This is a genomic window from Bradyrhizobium sp. AZCC 1610 (assembly GCF_036924515.1).
GTDB lineage: Bacteria > Pseudomonadota > Alphaproteobacteria > Rhizobiales > Xanthobacteraceae > Bradyrhizobium.
In genome coordinates, this window is sequence record NZ_JAZHRR010000001.1 from 5,257,285 (window position 1) to 5,276,427 (window position 19,143).

A 19,143-nucleotide genomic window follows, 5' to 3' on the forward strand; every position below is an offset into this window, starting at 1 on the left:
TCACGGCGTCTCCCGGCCGCCGCCATGATCGCCGTTGCGCAGGTGCATGTGCTGAAATACCCAGCGCATGGCGAGGTACCAGAGATAGCCTCCGATGGTCCCGCAAACGGCAAGAAGGATGATGTAGGCGGGATGATACTCGCCGCTCCACCACAGCATCCCGCCGATCCAGAAGATGGTGAAGAAAATGGCCGCGAGCTTCAATCGCTTGGCCTGATCCATGACAGTGCTCCGGTCGCTGACATCCGATGCCATCATGGACGCCACGGCCTCGCCGCACCGTGAGGTGCATCACGCCGCGCCGGAACCGGGCGGCTACGAACCCATAAATCCAAGGTGGTTGGCGAACTTCCGCTTTGATGCGCATTCCAGACTCACGTCGAACATCGCGTGAGATCCGAAAAGTGCCCACAAGCGGACCTTTCGAATGAGTTGGAGATGCGGCGCGGCACTGCGGCGCGCCGCTATACCAGCGCCACGCCCGATTCGAAGCGTTGTTCGCGGAAAGCCACGATCGACGCGCCGCGAGGATCAGCCGCCAGCATCACATGGGCGGTCGGTCCTTGGCCCACTCCGTATACTTCTTCGCCTTGGCGTGCGTTTCGGCGAAGTACTTTTCGTACTCATCGCCAATCATGATCTTGATGGCGAGGCCCTGCTCCTCGAGCTTCTTCACGTGCTCAGGGTCTTCCATCGCCTTCTTGAGAACGTCGCGCAGCTTGGCCACGAGCGGCGCCGCCATCCCCTTGGGACCGGCGACACCGCGCGTCGAGCTCGAGATCACCGTCGGAAAGCCGAGCTCTTTCATGGTCGGCACGTCGGGCAAGAACTTGGACCGCACGTCATCCATCACGGCCAACGCCCGAACCTCCCCCGACTGTACGCGCTTGACGATGCTGCCGACATTGTCGAACGCGACATCGATGTTGCCGGCCATGATCTCCTTGAACTGCGCAGCGCCGCCTTCAAGATGCACGAGACGGAATTTTGCGCCCGGCGCTGCTTCCTCGGTCATGAGGATCGCCAGGTGGTCGTCCGACAGGATGCCGGTCGTGGCGGCGCGGATCGTTCCCGGCGATTTCTTGGCCGCGTCGATGAGGTCCTGCACGGTCTTGTAGAGGCTGTCCGCCCTGACCCAGATAACGCCAGGATCCAGCACCTGGTTGATGATCGGTGTGAGGTCCTCCTCGGTGAAGGTCGCCCTGCGCTCCGGATCGAGGATCACCGTATTGGTAGCGGGCAGGTTGATGAAGCCGATGTAGTAGCCGTCGGGCCTCTGGCGCACCAATTCGGTCCACCCGATCTGGCCGCCGGCACCGCCGCGGTTGACGATCACGATCGGCTGTCCCAGCGCCTTCTCGGCGATGGATGCGACGATGCGCGCCGCAATATCGGTCGATCCTCCCGCCGGGAAGGCGACCATCAGCTGGATCGGCTTGGTGGGAAAATCCTGCTGCGCCCTCGCAGCTCCGGTCACCGCGGCGAGCACAATGGCCGCGACGGAGAGGCATTTCGTGAGCTTGGGCATTTCCTCATCCTCCTCTTATGCTTCGAAGTCTCACACTCTCGATTCCTGTCAGGTGGTAGATCCCTCCCGGAGTTCGCGCGGCGGCAGCCGTAGCGCGGAGGCAACGAGCACGATACCTGCCAGCACCAGCAGCGTGAGGCAGAGCGGGCGCGTAAAGAAAATGGAGAAGTCGCCCGCCGACATTTCCAGCGACGTTCTGAGCGACTTCTCAAGGAAGGGTCCGAGGATCAGCCCCAGCACCAGTGGTGCGATCGGCATGTCGATCTTGCGCATGCCATAGCCGATGATGCCGCAGACGATCATGACGCCGATATCGAACACGTTCTGCTGCAGGCTGTAGGCGCCGATGATGCAAAACAGGAGCGTGCCGGCCCACACATAAGAATGGGGTAGATACAGGATGCGCGCCCACAAGCCGACGAAAGGCAAATTCAGAACGAGCAGCAGGATATTGCCGAGGAAGAAGCTCGCGATCACGGCCCAGACAAGATCCGGGCGCTCCTGGAAGAGGAACGGCCCCGGGGTGAGCCCGTTGATGATGAACGCGCCCATCAGCACCGCAATCGTCGGCGAGCTCGGGATGCCGAGGGTCAGCAGCGGAATCATGGCGGCATTGGCGTAGGCGTTGTTGGCGCTCTCGGGTGCCGCCACGCCTTCGATGGCGCCGTGCCCAAACCGCTCTGGCGTCTTCGAGAGACGCTTCTCGAAGACATACGCCACGAAGGTCGGAATGATCGCCCCGACCCCCGGAATAAGCCCAAGGAAAAAGCCGATGCCGGTTCCGCGTCCGATGGCCCCAATAGAGCGGCGCCACTCCTCGCGCGAAGGCAGCAATGAGGCCAGGTCGGTCTTGATGACCTGGTGACGCGGTTGCCCGATGCCGAGCAGGATTTCGGCGACGCCGAACAGGCCCATCACGACGGGAATGAAACCGAGGCCGTCATAGAGGCTCGGAATGCCGAGCGTGAAGCGCGGAGCCCCGCGTACGGGATCGATCCCGACCATGGCAATCAGAAGCCCGAGTATTGCCATGGTGAGTCCGGCGAGCAGCGAACGGCCGCCGAGGCCGGTGATGAGGCAGAGGCCGACCAGCATCAGCGCGAAGAATTCCGGCGGACCGAACTTCAAGGCTACCTGCGCGAGCGGCGGGGCGACGACGACCAGCGCAATGGTCGCAACGATTCCGCCGACAAATGAGCCAATCGCAGCGATGCCCAGCGCGGTGCCGCCGCGGCCCTGTTTGGCCATCTGGTGCCCGTCGATACAGGTGATCACTGACGCAGCTTCGCCCGGCACGTTGATCAGCACCGAGGTCACCGTGCCTCCATACATCGCCCCATAGTAGATCGCGGAAAGCATAATGAGGGCGCCAGTCGGGTCGAGCTTGAAGGTCAGCGGTATCAAGATCGCGGTGCCGGCGGCAGGCCCGAGGCCGGGCAGCACGCCGATGAGCGTGCCCAGCAGGCAGCCGATGAGCGCGAAAGCGAGGTTCTGCAGGCTGAGCGCCGCCGTCAGGCCCGCCATCAGATGCGCAAGAGTGTCCATCGCGTGCCCTGCCTCACATCCCGAATGCGCCGATCGGCAACGGCACCTTGAGCCAGTGGTAGAAAACGTGGAAGACGCCGAAGCTTCCCGCGAGCGCCGTCAGCGTGATGGCGATCGGCGACCGTGCGCCGAGAATGAGCAGCACTCCCACGATGAATGGCAGCATGGTCAGCCGGTACCCGAGGGGCTCGAACAGGGCTGCCGCCGCCGTCAGGGCAATGAGTACGCCGATTGCCTGCAGCGCCATCCGCCGGTCCGGTGCAAGGCTGATGGCGGTGCCCTCGGCCGCCTTGGCCAGTGTCACTTGCACCAGGATCGCGGCGGAGAGGACCGCACCGATGAGGCTGAGCCAGAACGGAAAGAAGCCAGGGCCCGGGCCCAAGGCATCGGTCAGCGAATAGCCAAGGGACGTCACGAGCGCGGGCACGAAGATGCCAAGGAGGCACAAGCAGGCGACTTGCCAGCCCAATTTGAGAGCCTTGCTGCCGCTGGTCGGCATGGCTTCCTCCCTCGCCGCCGGGTATCGAGCATCCTTGGTGCGGCTCTGTCAGGCCGGCCGCTTCCTTGGCGCGTTGACGCTCGTTTTAACAGGCGCCGCGGATCATCTCGCAAACCTAACGAGATTACCAGCCCACATTAGGCAAGGCCGCTGCCACGGCCGTCGCCTTTGTCGGCATCGACATCGGCAAGCACTCGTTCTGCGTCGTCGGTCTCAATATTGCGGTGCGATCGTGCTGCGGCAGAAAGTGGTCACGTGGCGGGTGAACTGCGGAGCCGATGTCCGAGTTGGGTCATTCGCGGCGCTTTGACGGTGTACTGATCACTTCCGGTCTGCCCCGATCAACCGACATCTTCAGAACCGGTCGGCATGTCTCAAACGTGCCCCAACAGCAGTCATGGCACGCATCCCGAGTTGGAAGCGACGGTCGCAGAGGAGAGCGCCACCGATGTTGCGTGAGCGCGGTGATAACCCCTCAAAATGAAGCTCGAAGTGAACTGAGGCGGGAGGGTCGGTCGCCATGGGTTGACCGGGTCACAAAAGGAAAGGCGTTGATCAATTTCGCCGCCGGCAATCTGGGCAGTCAGCGCGAGAGCTGTGGTCCGGCGGGAGGCGGCGGGCGAGGCACCGACGATGACTGTACGGCCGATGATTGCGCCTTGGGTTGCGGAGGTTTGGGCTGCGGGATGGAGGTCGCCTGCTGGGTCGGGGCCGGAGGCGTGGATGACATCTTCTGTCTGATGTCCTCCTCAACAGCCCGTAGTGCCGCAATGTTCTGGGCCATCTGTTCTTGCTTGGCAGCGAGTTGTTCTACGCTGCGCCGCACGACATCGAGACTGGATGCCAAGGGCGCAAGCTGCTGCATCGGGTCAGTGGAAGTTGCGGCCACGACTGGCGACTTCATCGTCGAAACGGATAACACCCAGGCCAGCATCGGAGCCCGGGCTACCAGCATCTCCTTTGCTGCATCACCGTGGGACTGCCAGCCAAGCGTGACGCCGACACCGATGAGAACCGCAATAGAGAACCGGGCAAGGGTACGGAATATTCGCCTGCCAATCGACGGCCGGCCGCTCGCCAGCGGCCCCTCCCCGAAGCGGTAGTGATGGGGAGGATCGATCGACGGCTTCATGCGCCGTCTACCCATGCGCTGATCGGATCGGACGTCCGGATCGCGCGCAAGCCCGCCGGACGAAGGTTCATCGGCTGTCAGTGGTGGGCTTTGCGAGTATAACATTGGTACCTCCACCGACGGCTCTTCCAAATTCTTGAGGGAAGAGGCGATCCTGGTTTGACGGAAGGGAGGCAGGAGCGCAGCAGCCCTAGGGCGTTTGTGAGATCGTCGCACGACAAGAGAATCGACTTGTTTGAAGGTCGGTCAAGCGTCAACCGTTAGGCCCTCTCATTGCGCAACCCGTGCACAGCAACGTGCTTGATCGGCGTCCGGTCACGCCGCGACAGTGACCTTCAAATTAATCAACGCCGCCAGCCCAGGTTCGATTGGGTCTCGCTCACCAGTGGCTGCACAGGCCAAGATGCATTCTGCGATCGCCGCGCGATTTTTGAGGCGTCCGCATACTCGGCGGCAATGACCGCACCGCGCCCCTAGCCAAACCTCGCCCGCGAGCGCTCCCTCGCCTTCTCGGCCTCGACCTCGCGGTCGCGCGGCGCCGCGTTGGTCTGCAACGAGGCCAGCAAGCGCCGCGCACTGTCGGAAACTTCAGAAACCGCGCGGTTGAACGCCTCGGCGTTCGCCTGCGACGGCGAATTGAAACCGGAGAGTTTTCGCACGAATTGCAGCGCGGAAGCATGGATTTCGGCGTGGGTAGCCGGGGGATCGAAATTGAACAGGGTCTTGATATTGCGGCACATGGTTCTCTCCTCTGCACCCGTCGTCGATCAAGGACGAACGGCCGGTGCAAAATCCGACGGCGTGGCCTATTCTGTCATGATCACGCGGCGCGTTCACCCCGTCGGCACCTGCAAACAGCGAGTTCCCGATGACCCATGTGACCTACAAGATCGTCGAACATGACGGCGGCTGGGCCTACACCGTCAATGGCGTGTTTTCCGAACCGTTTCCGAACCGTGCCGCGGCGCTGGCAGCCGCCCGGCGCGCAGCGGCCGAGCAGCGGGTGCCGGGCCGCACCGAGGCCATCGAGTACGAAACCCCGGACGGACGATGGCACTCGGAGACCGCTGCCGGCAATGACCGGCCGGAAACCGAAGTGGAGGGCTAGGGGAGCCGCCGCTGTTCGGCGATCTGGTGACGGTGAAATAGCCGGTGTGCTAGGCTCCCTGCCAAGCGGTCCGCAAAGACGGCCGCGCCCTTGGGGAGAGACCATCATGAATTTTCCGTACGCCGCCTTGTCGGCCGCCCTTGCCTTGACCTCCGTCACCGCTTTCGCCGCAGACTATCCCGCGCCGAAACAGGGCGACTGGATCGCCCGGGATTTCAAATTCCACAGCGGCGAGACGATGCAGGAGCTGCGGCTGCACTACACCACGATCGGCGAGCCGACCGGACAGCCGGTGCTGGTGCTGCATGGCTCGGGCGGCTCGGCCGCCAGCATGCTGACGGCCGGCTTTGGCGGCGAATTGTTCGGCCCCGGCCAGCCGCTGGACGCCGCGAAATACTACATCATCATTCCTGATAGTGTCGGCCACGGCAAATCGTCAAAGCCCTCCGACGGCATGAAGACCGCATTTCCCAGATACAATTACGAGGACATGGTCGACGCGCAGTATCGCCTAGTCAAGGAAGGTCTCGGCGTAAAACATCTGCGGCTCGTGATCGGCAATTCGATGGGCGGCATGCACACCTGGATCTGGGGCGGCAAATATCCGCAATTCATGGACGCGCTGGTGCCGATGGCGTCGCAGCCGACCGAGATGGCGGCGCGCAACTGGATGCTGCGGCGGATGATGCTGGAGACGATCAAGAACGATCCCGACTACAATCGCGGCAACTACATCACCCAGCCGCGCATGATGAAATACGCCATCAACGCCTATGGCATCGCGACCAGCGGCGGCACGCTGGCCTATCAGGCGCTGGCGCCGACGGCGGCGCAGGCCGACAAGATGGTCGACGACCGGCTGGCAACCGCCATCACCGCCGATGCCAACGACTTCATCTACCAGTGGGAAGCCTCGCGCGATTACAATCCGGCTCCCTCGCTCGAGAAGATCGAAGCCACGCTGCTCCTGATCAATGCCGCCGACGACGAGCGCAATCCGCCGGAAACCGGCGTCACGGACGCGGCGCTGAAGCGCGTCAAGAACGGCCGCCTGTTCCTGATCCCCGCCTCCAGCGAGACGCGGGGCCATCTCACGACCGGCAATGCGAAATTCTACAAGAAGCAGTTGGAGGAACTGCTGCAGACCGCGCCGCAGCGGGCGATGTGAGCCGGATGTGATGGAAGCACCATGATTTTCGCACCGCATCAAATTTGCGTCGCCCACGTCGCTCATTATTTGAGCGTGCATCGGCAAGCCCGCTCCGCTTGAATTGCCTTGAATTGCGAATCGCGGGTGCATGCCCGCGAGGACAGGACAACGCAGCGGAGGATCGGATGCGAAGGCTTGCGCCATTCGTCTTGCTGGCCTGCCTTTCGGTGCTGGCCAGCACAGCGCTCGCCGTCGACAGGGGCCAGTACGAGCACGTGCCGCCGGATATCCGCGCCTGGTTCAAGAGCGTGATCGCGCCGAACGGCGTGCCCTGTTGCGATGAATCGGACGGGCATCGCACCACCTACGACGTTCGCGCCGGCGCCTACTGGGTTCCGATCGAGGGCCAATGGATGCAGGTGCCCGAGCGCGCGGTCATTCGCGATCAGGGCAACCCGATCGGCGAAGCCGTGGTGTGGTACGTGCATCACCGCGGCAGCATCATCATCAGCTGCTTCGTGCCGGCGGACGCGGTTTGAGTGACGTCATTGCGAGGAGCGCTAGCGACGAAGCAATCCATCGCACGGCACAACGGATAGATGGATTGCTTCGCTTCGCTCGCAATGACGAAGCTGGAACGTCTATCCAGCGTGGGGATGACGCCCGCGCCGCGGGGTGATAATCTCTGGCGAAACTGAACGGAGCCGCCCGTGACCGATTTTTCCGCCGACGACCTCGCCACGATCTATCCTGCGCCCTCACCCCGCGTGATCGCCAAGGCGCGGCCGGAGATCGATGTCCATGCGAAGAAATTCATCGGCATGTCGCCGTTCTGTGTGCTGGCCACGTCAGGCGCGGACGGCAGCGTCGATGCATCGCCGCGCGGCGGCAATCCCGGCTTCATCCATGTCGCGGGACCGAACCTGCTGCTGATGCCGGATCGCTCGGGCAACAACCGCATCGACAGTTTTCGCAACATCGTCGAGGGATCAGGCTTCGTGCAGCTGATCTTCTTCGTGCCCGGGATCGACGAGACGCTACGCGTCGGCGGCAGGGGCAAAGTATCTGTCGACCCGGAGCTGATGGCCTCGATGGTGGAGTTCGGCAAGCCGCCGCGCGCGGTGCTGCGCATCGACGTGAAGGAGGCCTACTTCCACTGCGGCAAGGCGCTGATGCGATCGAAACTGTGGGCGGGTGAGCGGGTCGAGCGTTCGGTGATGCCCAGCATCGGCGAAGTGATCCACGACCAGACCGGCCTCGGCGAGCGCGAAAGCCAGGACGTGATTTACGAGCGGTATAAGACGCAGTTGTAGAGGATCACTCTCTCCGTCATGCCCGGGCTTGTCCCGGGCATCCACGACTTAACGGTGTCGCGGCGACGAAGACGTGGATGGCCGGGACAAGCCCGGCCATGACGAAGTGATGGAGTTGCGTGCTAAACAGTCAGTCCCCGTTCTCCAACCCGCCGACGTGCTTCTGGGTGTAGAGATCAAGCCCGATGCGCTTGATCAAATCGAGCTGGGTTTCGAGGAAATCGATGTGATGTTCCTCATCCTTCATCACGCTCTCGAACAGGTCGCGCGAGACGTAATCCTTGACGCCATGGCAATAGGTCGCGGCTTCCTGATAGAGCGTGCGCGCGGTCATCTCGGTTGCAAGGTCGCATTCGATGATCTCCTGGACGTTCTGGCCGATGCGCAGGGGATCGAGCACCTGCATGTTGGGAAAGCCGTCGAGGAACAGGATCCGGTCGGTGAACTTGTCGGCGTGCACCATCTCCTCGATGGATTCCTTGCGCCAGACCTTGGCCATTTCCAGAAGGCCCCAATTGTTCAGGAGCCGGTAATGCAGCCAGTACTGGTTGATCGCGGTGAGCTCGCTGCGCAGGCCCTTGTTGAGATAGTCGATGACTTTGGGATCGCCCTGCATGGTCCACTCCGATTTCCTCAGGCCAAAGGCGGCCTGACCTGTATTTAGAATACTTCTAAATCAGTTTGGAGCCGAGAGCAACCGTTCCGCGAAAAAAGCGGTGGGAACGGCAGAAATCAGTGGAATTCGAGGGGTTTTCAGCAGGCCGCGAGCGCAAAAGCCGGGGCAGCTTCCTGCGCGGGCTCGTCGTTGGCAGCCTGGCGGCTGTGCGGGCAACCGGAACAGCATTCCTTGGCGCAGGCGCCGAGTGCTTCGTCGATGATGGTCTTGATGGTGCGCGCGCACCGGCCGCATTCGGCGCTGCAGCCGAGGCAACCGTAAATCTGTTTCGGATTTCGCGGCAGGTCCGAAGCTGCACTCACGGCATTACGGACATCGTGGTCGCTCAGGACGTTGCAGGAACAGACAATCATGAAACCGCTAAAACCCTTGGTGATGCGATCTCATCGATATTTAAGAGCGCGACGAGATGCAAAAGGAAAAGCCGCATTTTCAAGCAATTCCAAACTGATGCTGGGAAGATACTGGAATGAATCTAAAAAGGCGGCGTTGCGGTAGATCACACTGGCGCTGATTTACCGGCGGTTTTCGGCGTCAGTCGCCTCCGCCATCGCCACCGCCTCCACCATGAATGCCGCCATCCGCTCATCATTGTGCCTTCGTTCAAGGGCCGAGGAAGAATTTTTGGTATCTTCGCACCGCAACTGGCCGGTCCGTCCCATTTTCGTCGCCCTTGGACGCACGGCCGTTCATTGAACATTCACGCGAAATGTGGAACTTTTGCCGGGACAAAACGTGACGTCCTTGCTCCCACGAGAAAGGTAAGGCCATGAAGAAGACATTGACGGCGCTCGGTGCGGCCGCCGCATTGACCGTTTCCGCCGTTTCTATCCCGGCTCCCGCCCATGCGCAGCGCGGCGTTGCAGCGGGCGTCGCGGCCGGATTGATCGGCGGCGCCATCGTCGGCGGCGCGATTGCTTCGCAGAACGGCTACTATTACGGCCCGGGCCATTATGCGCCTGGCTATGGCGGCCCGGCCTATGTCGTCGATCCCGGCTACGGCGAATCCTGCATCTGGCAGCGGCAGCGGTTCTGGGATGGTTATGGCTGGCGCGTCCGCAACGTCAGGGTTTGCGACTAGCTAGCCGCCCGTTCATCTTCATTAAATTGCGCCCAACATCCCGGAACAGTGCCTGCTTTTCCGGGATGCATGCCATTTCCGGCCCGAAAAAACCGTTTTTTTCGGGCACCCGTTAGGAACGTTTACTTTCGATTGACCCATGTGCGCTTTTTTAGCGAAGCGGCAGTTCGAAACAGCGTGTGAGTCATCCCTAAACCCGGCGCTCGAAGGCGCCACCCCCAGGAGAGCCCAGGACATGAAGAAGACATTTGCTGCCTTGGTCGCGGTCGCAACGATTGCCGGTTCGCTTGCCTCGACACCCGCAAACGCACAGCGTGGCGTTGCCGCAGGCGTGGCGGCCGGCTTGCTCGGCGGCGCGATCATCGGTGGCGCGATCGCCTCCAGCCGCCCGGCCTACGGCGGTCCGGTGTACGTGGAAGAAGCGCCCTACCCGGCGTGCCGGATGGTTCGCGAGCGCTTCTGGGACGGCTATGACTGGCGCTATCGCCGCGTCGAGGTCTGCAACTGATCTGATCGATTAGTGATCGAAGCCCGGCCGAGATCTCGGCCGGGCTTTTTCTTTGATCGGTCCTGTAGCCCGGGCGAGCGAAGCGACCCCGGGACAGTGGTGACAAAACCAACGGATATTCCATTTGGCTGACACCGCTCCCGGATTGCGCTTCGCTCCATCCGGGCTACGGGGTCGTCATCGCCCCGCACTCATCGCGCGCAGCACCGCTTCGCTTGGCCAGCAATCGACCTTGAGGCCGGCGGACTTCTGATACGCCCCGAGCGCCGCGCGGGTCTGCATGCCCGCCTTGCCGTCGAGCTTGTCCTTGTAGAGGCCGATGCGCGTCAGGTGACGCTGCATGGCTTCGACATCCGCGGAGCGCAGCTGTGTCGAGGCCGACCATGGGGTCGCGAACGGCTGCGGGCTCACCATGCGGTCAGCGAGATGCCCGACGAACAGCACATAGAGATCGGAGAAATTGTATTCCTTGATGACGAAGTAGTTCTTCGTGGTCAGGAACGCCGGGCCGTAGATGCCCTCCACCTGCAGCAGCGAGGCCGGCTGCGCCTGCTCCACCGCGCTCAACCTCTGCCCGCGCACGGGCACAAAACCCGCGCGCAGCCATTCGGCGATCGGCTTGGTCACCTCGGGCACGCCCATGGTGCAATCGACATTGGCGGGCGCCTTCACCTCATAGGCCCAGCGAACGCCCGGCTGCCAGCCCTTGTTGACGAGCTGCTGCGCGGCTGCGGCCAGCGCGTCCGGCACCGAATGCCAGATGTCGACCCGGCCGTCGCCGTCGAGATCGACGCCGTGCTTGTAGTATTCGGACGGCAGGAATTGGGTGTATCCGGTGGCACCGGCCCAGGACGAGCGAAAATCCTTGCGAGCCACCGCACCCTCGCCAAGGAGCTTCAGCGCGAGAATGAACTCACCCCGGTACTGATCCTTGCGGCGGCCGACATAGGCCTGCGTCGCCACCACGCGCAGCGTGTCGTAGGGCAGCCGGTAGCGGCCATAGTCCGTCTCCCGGCCCCAGATCGCGAGCACGATGCTTGAAGGAACGCCGAAACGCTTTTCGATCTCGGTGAGCGCTGTGCGATGCTTCTGCATCAGCTTCTGCCCCTCCGCCGCCAGCCGCGCGATCGAGGCTTCCTTCACGTAATCGGCCGGCACCTGCACGAACTCGGCTTGCGACGGTGCGCCGGGTGGCGGGCCGGCCGGGCAGCAAGAGATCGGGTAATTTGTAATCTGGTTCGAGCCCCCTCGTCTCGGCATCGAACGTCGCGCGCGACACGCCGGCCGCCTGCGCTTCCGGCCACAGCGAGGCGATGAATTGGGTAAAGTCGGCGTCGGCGGCACGGGCCGGACGCATCGCGCCCGGCGTCATCGCTGCCAGTATCAGAACCGCGGCTATCAACCTCTGTCGCAAACCGGAATCCTGTCGATCGACATGTCGCTCATCAATGCGAGACGGCCTGTTTGGCATGTTCGGTGGAAACATTCGACAACCTGTCGACATAGGCAATGCCGATCGCCGACAGAATGAAAACCGTGTGGATGATGGTCTGCCACATCACGCCGGTTTCGGTGTAGCCGCTCTTGCCCGAAGCCAATCCTCCGGCCTCGATGAAGGTGCGCAACAGATGGATCGACGAGATGCCGATGATGGCCATCGCCAGCTTGATCTTGAGCACGCTGGCGTTGACGTGGCTGAGCCATTCCGGCTGATCGGGATGTCCTTCCAGATTGAGACGGGACACGAAGGTCTCGTAGCCGCCGACGATGACCATCACCAGCAGGTTGGAAATCATCACCACATCGATCAGGCCCAGCACCGCCAGCATGATCTGCTGCTCGCTGAAATCGAAGGCGTGGGCGAACAGGTGCCACAACTCCTTCAGAAACAGCACCACATAGACGCCCTGCGCGACGATCAGGCCAAGATAGAGCGGCAGTTGCAGCCAGCGGGAGCTGAAGATCAGCAGCGGGACCGGACGCAATGCCTTCCTCTGAGCTTTGGGCGGCAAGGGTGTTTCGGGAGTAAGGGACATTCAGGAGGGCTCGCTGCAGGGGATTCGAATTGCGGAAGGAGGCCTATATCTACGCAATCTGACCGCGCTGTGAAGCGACAACTGGCCGCAGCGCGTATTACGGGATCGTCACGTTAGCCGGAGCTTCAAGGCAAAATAGCGTCCGCACGGTCGTCTCGTTACAGAGCCACAATCCTTATCAACGACGCATCCCGCCATTTGAGTTCGTGAAGAGGTCCCGCGGATCTGGAAACAAAGATAAACTCTCGGTCATCACGACACCGAATCATCGAGAAACACGGCGCCGGAATGTTCTTCCCGAAGATCAACGTGAAGATCGATCCGGTCCGGCGATGGCACCGGCCCGACCGGCACTTCTTCGCTAACGGCGCCTGTCAGGTGCTGGCCTTTGCGTTTCTGGAACGATATCCCGATCTCGAGTTTCGCGCCCGATGGATCAAACCGGCGGCTCGATTCAGCGGCAACCACATCTACGTCACCGACGGGATCAACGCCTTCGACTATCACGGCCTCACCATCGAACAGCGCCTGCTCGCGTTGGCCTTCAGGCGCGGCCGGCGATTCTTTCCCGGCTGGGACGCCGCGCTGGTGGACTTGCCAGCCGATGTTCTGATTTCAGAACAGCGCTCGCGGCAGATCGAGGGACTTTGGCTGCGCGAGCCGGAGCAATTCCTTCATGACGCGTTGCCCCGCGCGCGCAACTTTCTCGACGGGTTCGGCGATATCAGGCGGAGGCTCACCGCGTCAGCTTCTTGTACTTCACGCGGTGCGGGATGATGCTGTCCTGGCCGAGCCGGCGCATCTTGTCTTTCTCATAGTCCTGGAAGTTGCCCTCGAACCATTCGACGTGGCTGTCGCCTTCGAAGGACAGGATGTGGGTGGCGATGCGGTCGAGGAACCAGCGATCGTGGCTGATGATGACGGCGCAGCCGGCAAAATTCTCCAGCGCCTCTTCCAGCGCCCGCAGCGTATCGACGTCGAGGTCGTTGGTCGGTTCGTCGAGCAGCAGCAAGTTGGCGCCGGACTTGAGCATCTTGGCCAGATGCACGCGGTTGCGCTCGCCGCCTGACAGTGCGCCAACCTTCTTCTGCTGGTCGGCGCCCTTGAAGTTGAACGAGGAGCAATAGCCGCGCGAATTGACCTCGCGCTTACCGAGCAGGATCAGTTCGTTGCCGCCGGAAATCTCCTCCCACACCGTCTTCTTGCCGTCGAGGTCGTCGCGCGACTGGTCGACGTAACCGAGATGCACGCTTTCGCCGACGGTGATGGTGCCCTGGTCCGGCTTCTCCTGCCCGGTAATCATCCGGAACAGCGTGGTCTTGCCGGCGCCGTTCGGCCCGATCACGCCGACGATGCCGCCCGGCGGCAGCTTGAAGGTGAGGTCCTCGATCAGCACGCGGTCGCCGAAGGCTTTGTTCAGCCCTTCGAAATCGACGACGTTCTGGCCCAGGCGTTCGGCCACGGGAATCGTGATCTGCGCGGTCTGGCTCTGCTTCTCGCTCGCCTGCTTCAACAGATCCTCATAGCGCTGATAGCGCGCCTTGGACTTGGCCTGACGCGCTTTCGGCGAGGACGCGATCCACTCCTGCTCGCGGGCGAGCGTCTTCTGGTGCGCGACATCCTCGCGGCCTTCCTGCTCGAGGCGCTTCTGCTTCTGCACCAGCCAGGACGAGTAATTGCCCTCGTAGGGGATGCCCTTGCCGCGGTCGAGTTCGAGGATCCAGCTCGTCACATTGTCCAGGAAGTAGCGGTCGTGGGTCACGATCAGGATCGCGCCGGGATAGTTGCGCAAATGGCCTTCCAGCCACGACACCGACTCGGCGTCGAGATGGTTGGTCGGTTCGTCCAGCAGCAGCAGTTCCGGCTGGTCGAGCAGCAGCTTGCAGAGCGCGACGCGGCGGCGCTCGCCGCCCGAAAGTTTTGTCACGTCGGAATCGTCAGGCGGGCAGCGCAGCGCGTCCATCGCCTGGTCGACCTTGCTGTCGAGATCCCAGAGGCCCGCGGCCTCGATCTCGTCCTGCAATTTGGTCATCTCGTCGGCGGTCTCTTCCGAATAGTTCATCGCCAGTTCGTTGTAGCGATCGAGGATGGCCTTTTTCTTGGCGACGCCCTCCATGACGTTCTCGCGGACCGACTTGGAGGCATCGAGGTGCGGCTCCTGCTCGAGGTAGCCGACGCGGGCGCCCTCGGCGACCCAGGCCTCGCCATTATACTCCTTGTCGAGGCCGGCCATGATCTTGAGCAGGGTCGACTTGCCGGAGCCGTTGACGCCGAGCACGCCGATCTTGGCGTCGGGGTAGAACGAGAGATGGACGTTATCGAGCACCTTCCGGGTCGGGTAGCTCTTGGTCAAACCCTGCATGAAATAGACGAACTGGCGAGCCATCGCGATCCCTGGAAACGGTTGGATTTTACGGAGATTTGCTGCCGCTGATGTAGCGGCGCGGCCGCCAAAGGGCAACCACGGGAACCCGTTTTCCATCCGTTCACCACGGATGAATACGGGATGGTCACCATGTGGCGACAGATCGCGACAATTGAAACTATCTTTTAATAAATCAGGCGAAAACTCGTTCCCGGCGCCAAAAAGGCGTTTCACGCGGCGAGCGCCGCGGGTGAAACAAAGGGCCCGCGTCATGGCTACGATCAGTTCGGCATCCCTTCACGCCCCGGCGAACAGCCGCGACGGACTGGCAAAACCGTTGGCAGAACTCCGCACCTTCTTGCGCCAGTTCATCGCCAAGGCGTTCGACCCCTACCACCCGGAACTGCACTATATGCGCGGCCCGGGACCTGCCTGGCGCGCCAAGCATCCCGGCGGTTCAAACTGAGCTATCCGGTTATTTGAGGCAGCCCCGCATTTAAGTCCGCTTGCGCCATCTCTGATTGCGCGCAACCATGGCGACCTCCCCGACGGCCGTTTCCGGCCGTCGTCCTCGCCACCAACGGACCTCCCCATGACGCGGCTGCGCTGTGCAATCCTCGACGACTATCTCAATGTGGCGCTCTCGGTCGCTGACTGGTCCAAAGTCTCCGACCGTGTCGACATCACGGTGTTCAACCAGCCGTTTGCGACCGCTGAAGCCGCCGCCAGCGCGCTGAAGGATTTCGAGATCATCTGCGCGATGCGCGAACGGACGCCGTTCCCGCGCACCATGTTTGCAGGCCTGCCCAACCTGAAACTCCTGATCACCTCGGGCCTGCGCAACGCCGCGATCGACATGGAAGCCGCCAAGGACCACAAGGTTACGCTGTGCGGCACGCAATGGGGCCGCGACCCGACCGCGCCGCTGACCATGGGCCTGATCCTTGAGCTGACCCGCAATATCGGCCGCGAAAACGCCCGCATGCATGCTGGCGAGCCGTTGCAGAAGCACGTCGGCATGGAGATCGAGGGCCGCACGCTGGGCGTCATCGGCCTCGGCAAGCTCGGCACCAAGGTGTCAAAACTGGCGCAGGCCTTCGGCATGAACGTGATCGCCTGGAGCCCGAATCTCACGCTAGAGAAGTGCAAGGAAGTCGGCGTTACCTACGCCAGCAAGGACGAGCTGTTTTCGACGGCCGACATCGTCACCATCCATGTGGTGCTGAGCCAGCGCTCGCGCGGGCTGGTCGGGCGTGATGATCTCGCGCGGATGAAACCGACCGCCTACCTTGTCAACACCGCGCGCGGGCCGATCGTCGACGAAGGCGCGCTGCTGGAAGCGCTGACGCAAAAGAAGATCGCCGGCGCCGGCGTCGACGTGTTCTCGGTCGAGCCGCTGCCGGTCGACCACCCCTTCCGCAAGCTCGACAACATGGTGCTGACGCCGCATCTCGGCTACGTCACCGAGGACAGTTTTCGAAACCACTATCAGCAGATGGTCGAGGGTATCGACGCCTGGTTCAAGGGCGAGCCGAAGCAGCGGCTGGCCTAGAGCATTATCGGTTCTGATTGAATCAGAACCGAAGCTCTAGAATCTTGTTTTGACGCGTTTTCTTTACGCGAACCGGTATCCACTTCGCTCGAAAACGCTATAAGCCAAGCTCAGGCAGCATGTTGCGTGGTGGCCCGGTTCGCGATCTCCGCAAATCCCAGCCGCCACGACGGATGCTCCGGCTGCCAGCCCAGTTCCCGCCTGGCCTTGGCGTTGGAGCCCGCCCGCACTTCGGTCATCATCGAAACAAGGTGCTCGCCGGCGAACAACCGGCCAAGCCAGGCCGGCACGCGAATCGGCGGCCTGGCTCCGAGCAAGGCGGCAAGGGCGGGCAGCCATTCGCTCACTTCCGCCGGTTCATCGTCGACGATGTTGTAGATATTGCCGGGCTGGCCGCGCTCGACGGCAGCAACGGTAGCGGCAGCCGCATCATCGACGTGGATGAACGACCACCGTCCGCCACCGCCGCCGATCAGCGGCACGCGGCGGCGGCGCAACTGATCGATCATCGCGCGCGAGAGCATCCCGGTGTCCGGGCCGTAGAATGATCCATACCGCAGGACAATCCCTTCAGGGCTTGTCGAGCCGGCGACGGCGCCTTCCAGTTGCTGGATCGCTTGCAGCGTGCGGCGCAGCTCCTCCGGCGGATCGGGATCCAGCGCGTCGGCCTCCGTCTTGATCGATTCGCCACCATGGCTGTAAGTCCAGCCGCAGAAGCTCTGGGCGATGAAGCGCCTCGCACCGGCTTCGCGGGCGGCCGCCAACAGGAAATCGGTGCCCTCTGTCCGCAACCGGTTGGTGGTGGCGAACGCGCGATCGAAATGCCTGATATCCGTGACATCAGCGAGATCGGTCATCTGATCGATGATGACATCGGGCTTCGCCGCGATCACGGCGGCGCGAATGGCCGGCGCGTCGAGCCCATCGGCGATCGCAGGTTCCGCGCCCATCCGTTTGATGATTTCGGCCTTCGCCGCCGTTCGCGTCGTGCCAACAACGGAGTGACCGGCCGCGATCAGCGCGGCAATGAGCGGGCGGCCCACGGCGCCGGTGGCGCCTGCAACAAATATCCGCATGTCAAATCCTCCTGTTGCTGCCCCACAATTCTGGCCGGCAGGTAGTCGGAGCAAATGTGAATTCAAGCGCGCGACGCTCAAAGCCGCAGCCGCGCAGGATCGCGACGGGCGGGGTACACGGGCAGCAAAAAAGGCGCGCCGCAGGGCGCGCCTTTGAAACGTTATTTGTAACTTAGGCCTAGCGGACCGTGACGGGTGCAGGCAGCGGCGGCACGACGGTCGGCTGGGCGCCGGGAACAGGCGCCAGTTGGGCCTGTGCCGGTCCGGGGCCTGCTCCGGCGGCAGGACCACCGGGCTGCGGGGCGGCCGACGCGCTTGCGGTGTTGGCGGGCGGCGGACCACCTTGCATCACCACCACGCGGGTGCCGACCTTGGCGCGTTCGAACAGGTCGGAGACGTCCTCGTTCAGCATGCCGATGCAACCCGAGGAGACGAACTTGCCGATCGTCGAGGGCTGGTTGGTGCCGTGAATGCGATAGATGGTCGAGCCGAGATACATTGCGCGCGCGCCGAGCGGATTGCCGGGGCCACCCGCCATGAAGCGCGGCAGATAGGGCTGACGCTCGATCATCTCGGTCGGCGGATGCCAGTCCGGCCACTCGGCCTTGCGGCTGATCTTCTGCACGCCGTTCCAGGTGAAGCCGTCACGGCCGACGCGAACGCCGTAGCGAATCGCGCGTCCGCCACCGAGCACGTAATAGAGGTGGGTGTTGGAGGTATCGACGACGATGGTGCCCGCTGGCTCCTTGGTCGGGAAGGCCACTTCCTGGCGGCGCAGGTGCGCCGGAAGCTGCGCAGGGCCCACTTCCGGCTGCTCTTCCGGCGGCAGCGCGGCGAGCTGCACCGGCCTGCCGTCGGCGCCGACGGCGGGTTGCTGCGGTTGCGGTGCGCCGGGCGCGGTCGCCGGTGCGGCGCCGATCGCCCCCGGCGGGCGCAGGCCAGTGCGGTCGTCGTTCGGATAGACGATGCCGGCGCCGGGAATGCGGCTGTCGCCGCGATCGGAATAGGCTGGCTGCTGTTGCGAACCGGGCGGGCGGTCCGCATAGATCACCGGCGGCGGACCGGCAGGGCGGCCGTAACGCGGATCGTCGGGTGAAAGGATCGGGCCGGTCGGCATCGGGGGGCCGCGGTCCGAATAAACCGGGGCGCCGGCCGGGCGGCCATAGCGCGGATCGCTGGGCGACATCACCGGGCCGGGCGGCGGCAACGCGGCCGAGTTCTGACCGTTCGGCGCCTCGTCATCTTCCAATGCGTCGAAATCGGGTTCGCCGGGGCCGCGGCGTTCATCAGCCGCGTAGCCACCTTGCACATACGGTCCCGGCGCCGGCGAATAAACCTGGCCTTGGCCTTGGTAGACTTGGCCTTGGGCCGGATAGCCCTGCTGCGCATGGGCGAGCGAAGTTCCCGCCATGCCAGCGGCAATGGCAGCACAAATCGTCAGAATGCGGTTGTTCATCATCGCCTTATGTATAGACCCCAAGCCCCACCGGACGGTTAACGGCAGATGACGGAAGATAGCGGCACATTCAAGACAAATCCGCGAAATTCGGCCCGGGCCGGTCATTTGTGATTGC

General features: G+C 62.9%; 21 protein-coding genes and 1 pseudogene. 9 read left to right on the top strand and 13 right to left on the bottom strand.

Annotated elements, in window-relative coordinates; genetic code table 11:
* The 6 genes from V1279_RS26015 to V1279_RS26040 all read right to left on the bottom strand — a co-directional run bounded on the left by V1279_RS26015 (position 1) and on the right by V1279_RS26040 (position 5,444).
* Positions 1–222, bottom strand: coding sequence for a hypothetical protein (locus tag V1279_RS26015; RefSeq protein ID WP_334441738.1), 222 nt, complete (start codon positions 220–222; stop codon positions 1–3).
* 322 nt (positions 223–544) lie between these two features.
* Complete coding sequence (locus V1279_RS26020) at positions 545–1,528, bottom strand: Bug family tripartite tricarboxylate transporter substrate binding protein (protein WP_334441739.1); 984 nt, start codon at positions 1,526–1,528, stop codon at positions 545–547.
* A 48-nt stretch (positions 1,529–1,576) separates the two neighbouring features.
* Complete coding sequence (locus V1279_RS26025; RefSeq protein WP_334441741.1) at positions 1,577–3,073, bottom strand: tripartite tricarboxylate transporter permease; 1,497 nt, start codon at positions 3,071–3,073, stop codon at positions 1,577–1,579.
* A gap of 13 nt (positions 3,074–3,086) precedes the next feature.
* On the bottom strand, positions 3,087–3,572 hold the full coding sequence (locus tag V1279_RS26030) for a tripartite tricarboxylate transporter TctB family protein (RefSeq protein WP_334441744.1): 486 nt from the start codon (positions 3,570–3,572) through the stop codon (positions 3,087–3,089).
* Positions 3,573–4,155: 583 nt separating this feature from the next.
* On the bottom strand, positions 4,156–4,704 hold the full coding sequence (locus V1279_RS26035; protein ID WP_334441747.1) for a hypothetical protein: 549 nt from the start codon (positions 4,702–4,704) through the stop codon (positions 4,156–4,158).
* A gap of 473 nt (positions 4,705–5,177) precedes the next feature.
* Positions 5,178–5,444: a DUF2277 domain-containing protein gene (locus V1279_RS26040; RefSeq protein ID WP_108518865.1), complete on the bottom strand. Its 267-nt coding sequence runs from the start codon at positions 5,442–5,444 to the stop codon at positions 5,178–5,180.
* A 128-nt stretch (positions 5,445–5,572) separates the two neighbouring features.
* On the opposite strand from V1279_RS26040, the gene V1279_RS26045 reads away from it, so the two are divergent.
* The 4 genes from V1279_RS26045 to V1279_RS26060 all read left to right on the top strand — a co-directional run bounded on the left by V1279_RS26045 (position 5,573) and on the right by V1279_RS26060 (position 8,275).
* The gene (locus V1279_RS26045) at positions 5,573–5,812 is read left to right on the top strand and encodes a DUF2188 domain-containing protein (RefSeq protein ID WP_334441749.1); all 240 of its coding nucleotides are present in this window, start codon (positions 5,573–5,575) and stop codon (positions 5,810–5,812) included.
* Between the two features lie 106 nt (positions 5,813–5,918).
* On the top strand, positions 5,919–6,980 hold the full coding sequence (locus V1279_RS26050) for an alpha/beta fold hydrolase (RefSeq protein ID WP_334441752.1): 1,062 nt from the start codon (positions 5,919–5,921) through the stop codon (positions 6,978–6,980).
* 167 nt (positions 6,981–7,147) lie between these two features.
* Positions 7,148–7,501 carry a hypothetical protein gene (locus V1279_RS26055; RefSeq protein ID WP_334441755.1) on the top strand — a complete coding sequence of 118 codons (354 nt, stop codon included), beginning with the start codon at positions 7,148–7,150 and terminating at the stop codon, positions 7,499–7,501.
* Between the two features lie 171 nt (positions 7,502–7,672).
* Positions 7,673–8,275, top strand: a complete 603-nt coding sequence (locus tag V1279_RS26060; RefSeq protein ID WP_334441758.1) for a pyridoxamine 5'-phosphate oxidase family protein — start codon at positions 7,673–7,675, stop codon at positions 8,273–8,275.
* A gap of 130 nt (positions 8,276–8,405) precedes the next feature.
* Here V1279_RS26060 and bfr read toward each other — a convergent pair whose 3' ends face one another.
* Both bfr and V1279_RS26070 read right to left on the bottom strand, forming a co-directional pair.
* Positions 8,406–8,891 carry a bacterioferritin gene (gene bfr, locus V1279_RS26065; protein ID WP_334441761.1) on the bottom strand — a complete coding sequence of 162 codons (486 nt, stop codon included), beginning with the start codon at positions 8,889–8,891 and terminating at the stop codon, positions 8,406–8,408.
* Between the two features lie 137 nt (positions 8,892–9,028).
* The gene (locus V1279_RS26070) at positions 9,029–9,304 is read right to left on the bottom strand and encodes a (2Fe-2S)-binding protein (protein ID WP_334441764.1); all 276 of its coding nucleotides are present in this window, start codon (positions 9,302–9,304) and stop codon (positions 9,029–9,031) included.
* A 416-nt stretch (positions 9,305–9,720) separates the two neighbouring features.
* Here V1279_RS26070 and V1279_RS26075 point away from each other — a divergent pair, with 416 nt between their 5' ends.
* Positions 9,721–10,032 carry a hypothetical protein gene (locus V1279_RS26075; RefSeq protein ID WP_334441767.1) on the top strand — a complete coding sequence of 104 codons (312 nt, stop codon included), beginning with the start codon at positions 9,721–9,723 and terminating at the stop codon, positions 10,030–10,032.
* 235 nt (positions 10,033–10,267) lie between these two features.
* On the top strand, positions 10,268–10,540 hold the full coding sequence (locus V1279_RS26080; RefSeq protein ID WP_334441769.1) for a hypothetical protein: 273 nt from the start codon (positions 10,268–10,270) through the stop codon (positions 10,538–10,540).
* A gap of 177 nt (positions 10,541–10,717) precedes the next feature.
* On the opposite strand, the pseudogene V1279_RS26085 reads toward V1279_RS26080, so the two are convergent.
* Together V1279_RS26085 and V1279_RS26090 are read right to left on the bottom strand one after the other, a co-directional pair.
* Positions 10,718–11,912, bottom strand: a pseudogene (locus V1279_RS26085) (lytic murein transglycosylase).
* A gap of 73 nt (positions 11,913–11,985) precedes the next feature.
* Entirely contained in the window at positions 11,986–12,576 is a 591-nt protein-coding gene (locus tag V1279_RS26090) for a TIGR00645 family protein (protein ID WP_334441771.1), read from the bottom strand.
* Positions 12,577–12,864: 288 nt separating this feature from the next.
* On the opposite strand from V1279_RS26090, the gene V1279_RS26095 reads away from it, so the two are divergent.
* Complete coding sequence (locus tag V1279_RS26095) at positions 12,865–13,353, top strand: hypothetical protein (protein ID WP_334441774.1); 489 nt, start codon at positions 12,865–12,867, stop codon at positions 13,351–13,353.
* Here V1279_RS26095 and ettA read toward each other — a convergent pair.
* The gene (gene ettA / locus V1279_RS26100; RefSeq protein ID WP_334441777.1) at positions 13,313–14,962 is read right to left on the bottom strand and encodes an energy-dependent translational throttle protein EttA; all 1,650 of its coding nucleotides are present in this window, start codon (positions 14,960–14,962) and stop codon (positions 13,313–13,315) included. The two genes, V1279_RS26095 and ettA, sit on opposite strands and share 41 nt — an antisense overlap.
* A 250-nt stretch (positions 14,963–15,212) precedes the next feature.
* Between ettA and V1279_RS26105 the strand changes: the two genes are divergently transcribed.
* Together V1279_RS26105 and V1279_RS26110 are read left to right on the top strand one after the other, a co-directional pair.
* Positions 15,213–15,407 carry a hypothetical protein gene (locus V1279_RS26105; protein WP_334441780.1) on the top strand — a complete coding sequence of 65 codons (195 nt, stop codon included), beginning with the start codon at positions 15,213–15,215 and terminating at the stop codon, positions 15,405–15,407.
* 126 nt (positions 15,408–15,533) lie between these two features.
* Entirely contained in the window at positions 15,534–16,493 is a 960-nt protein-coding gene (locus V1279_RS26110; protein ID WP_334441782.1) for a D-2-hydroxyacid dehydrogenase family protein, read from the top strand.
* Between the two features lie 110 nt (positions 16,494–16,603).
* On the opposite strand, the gene V1279_RS26115 is transcribed toward V1279_RS26110, so the two are convergent.
* On the bottom strand, positions 16,604–17,569 hold the full coding sequence (locus V1279_RS26115) for an NAD-dependent epimerase/dehydratase family protein (protein ID WP_334441784.1): 966 nt from the start codon (positions 17,567–17,569) through the stop codon (positions 16,604–16,606).
* Between the two features lie 178 nt (positions 17,570–17,747).
* Positions 17,748–19,028 carry a L,D-transpeptidase gene (locus V1279_RS26120; RefSeq protein WP_334441786.1) on the bottom strand — a complete coding sequence of 427 codons (1,281 nt, stop codon included), beginning with the start codon at positions 19,026–19,028 and terminating at the stop codon, positions 17,748–17,750.
* Positions 19,029–19,143: the final 115 nt, after the last annotated feature.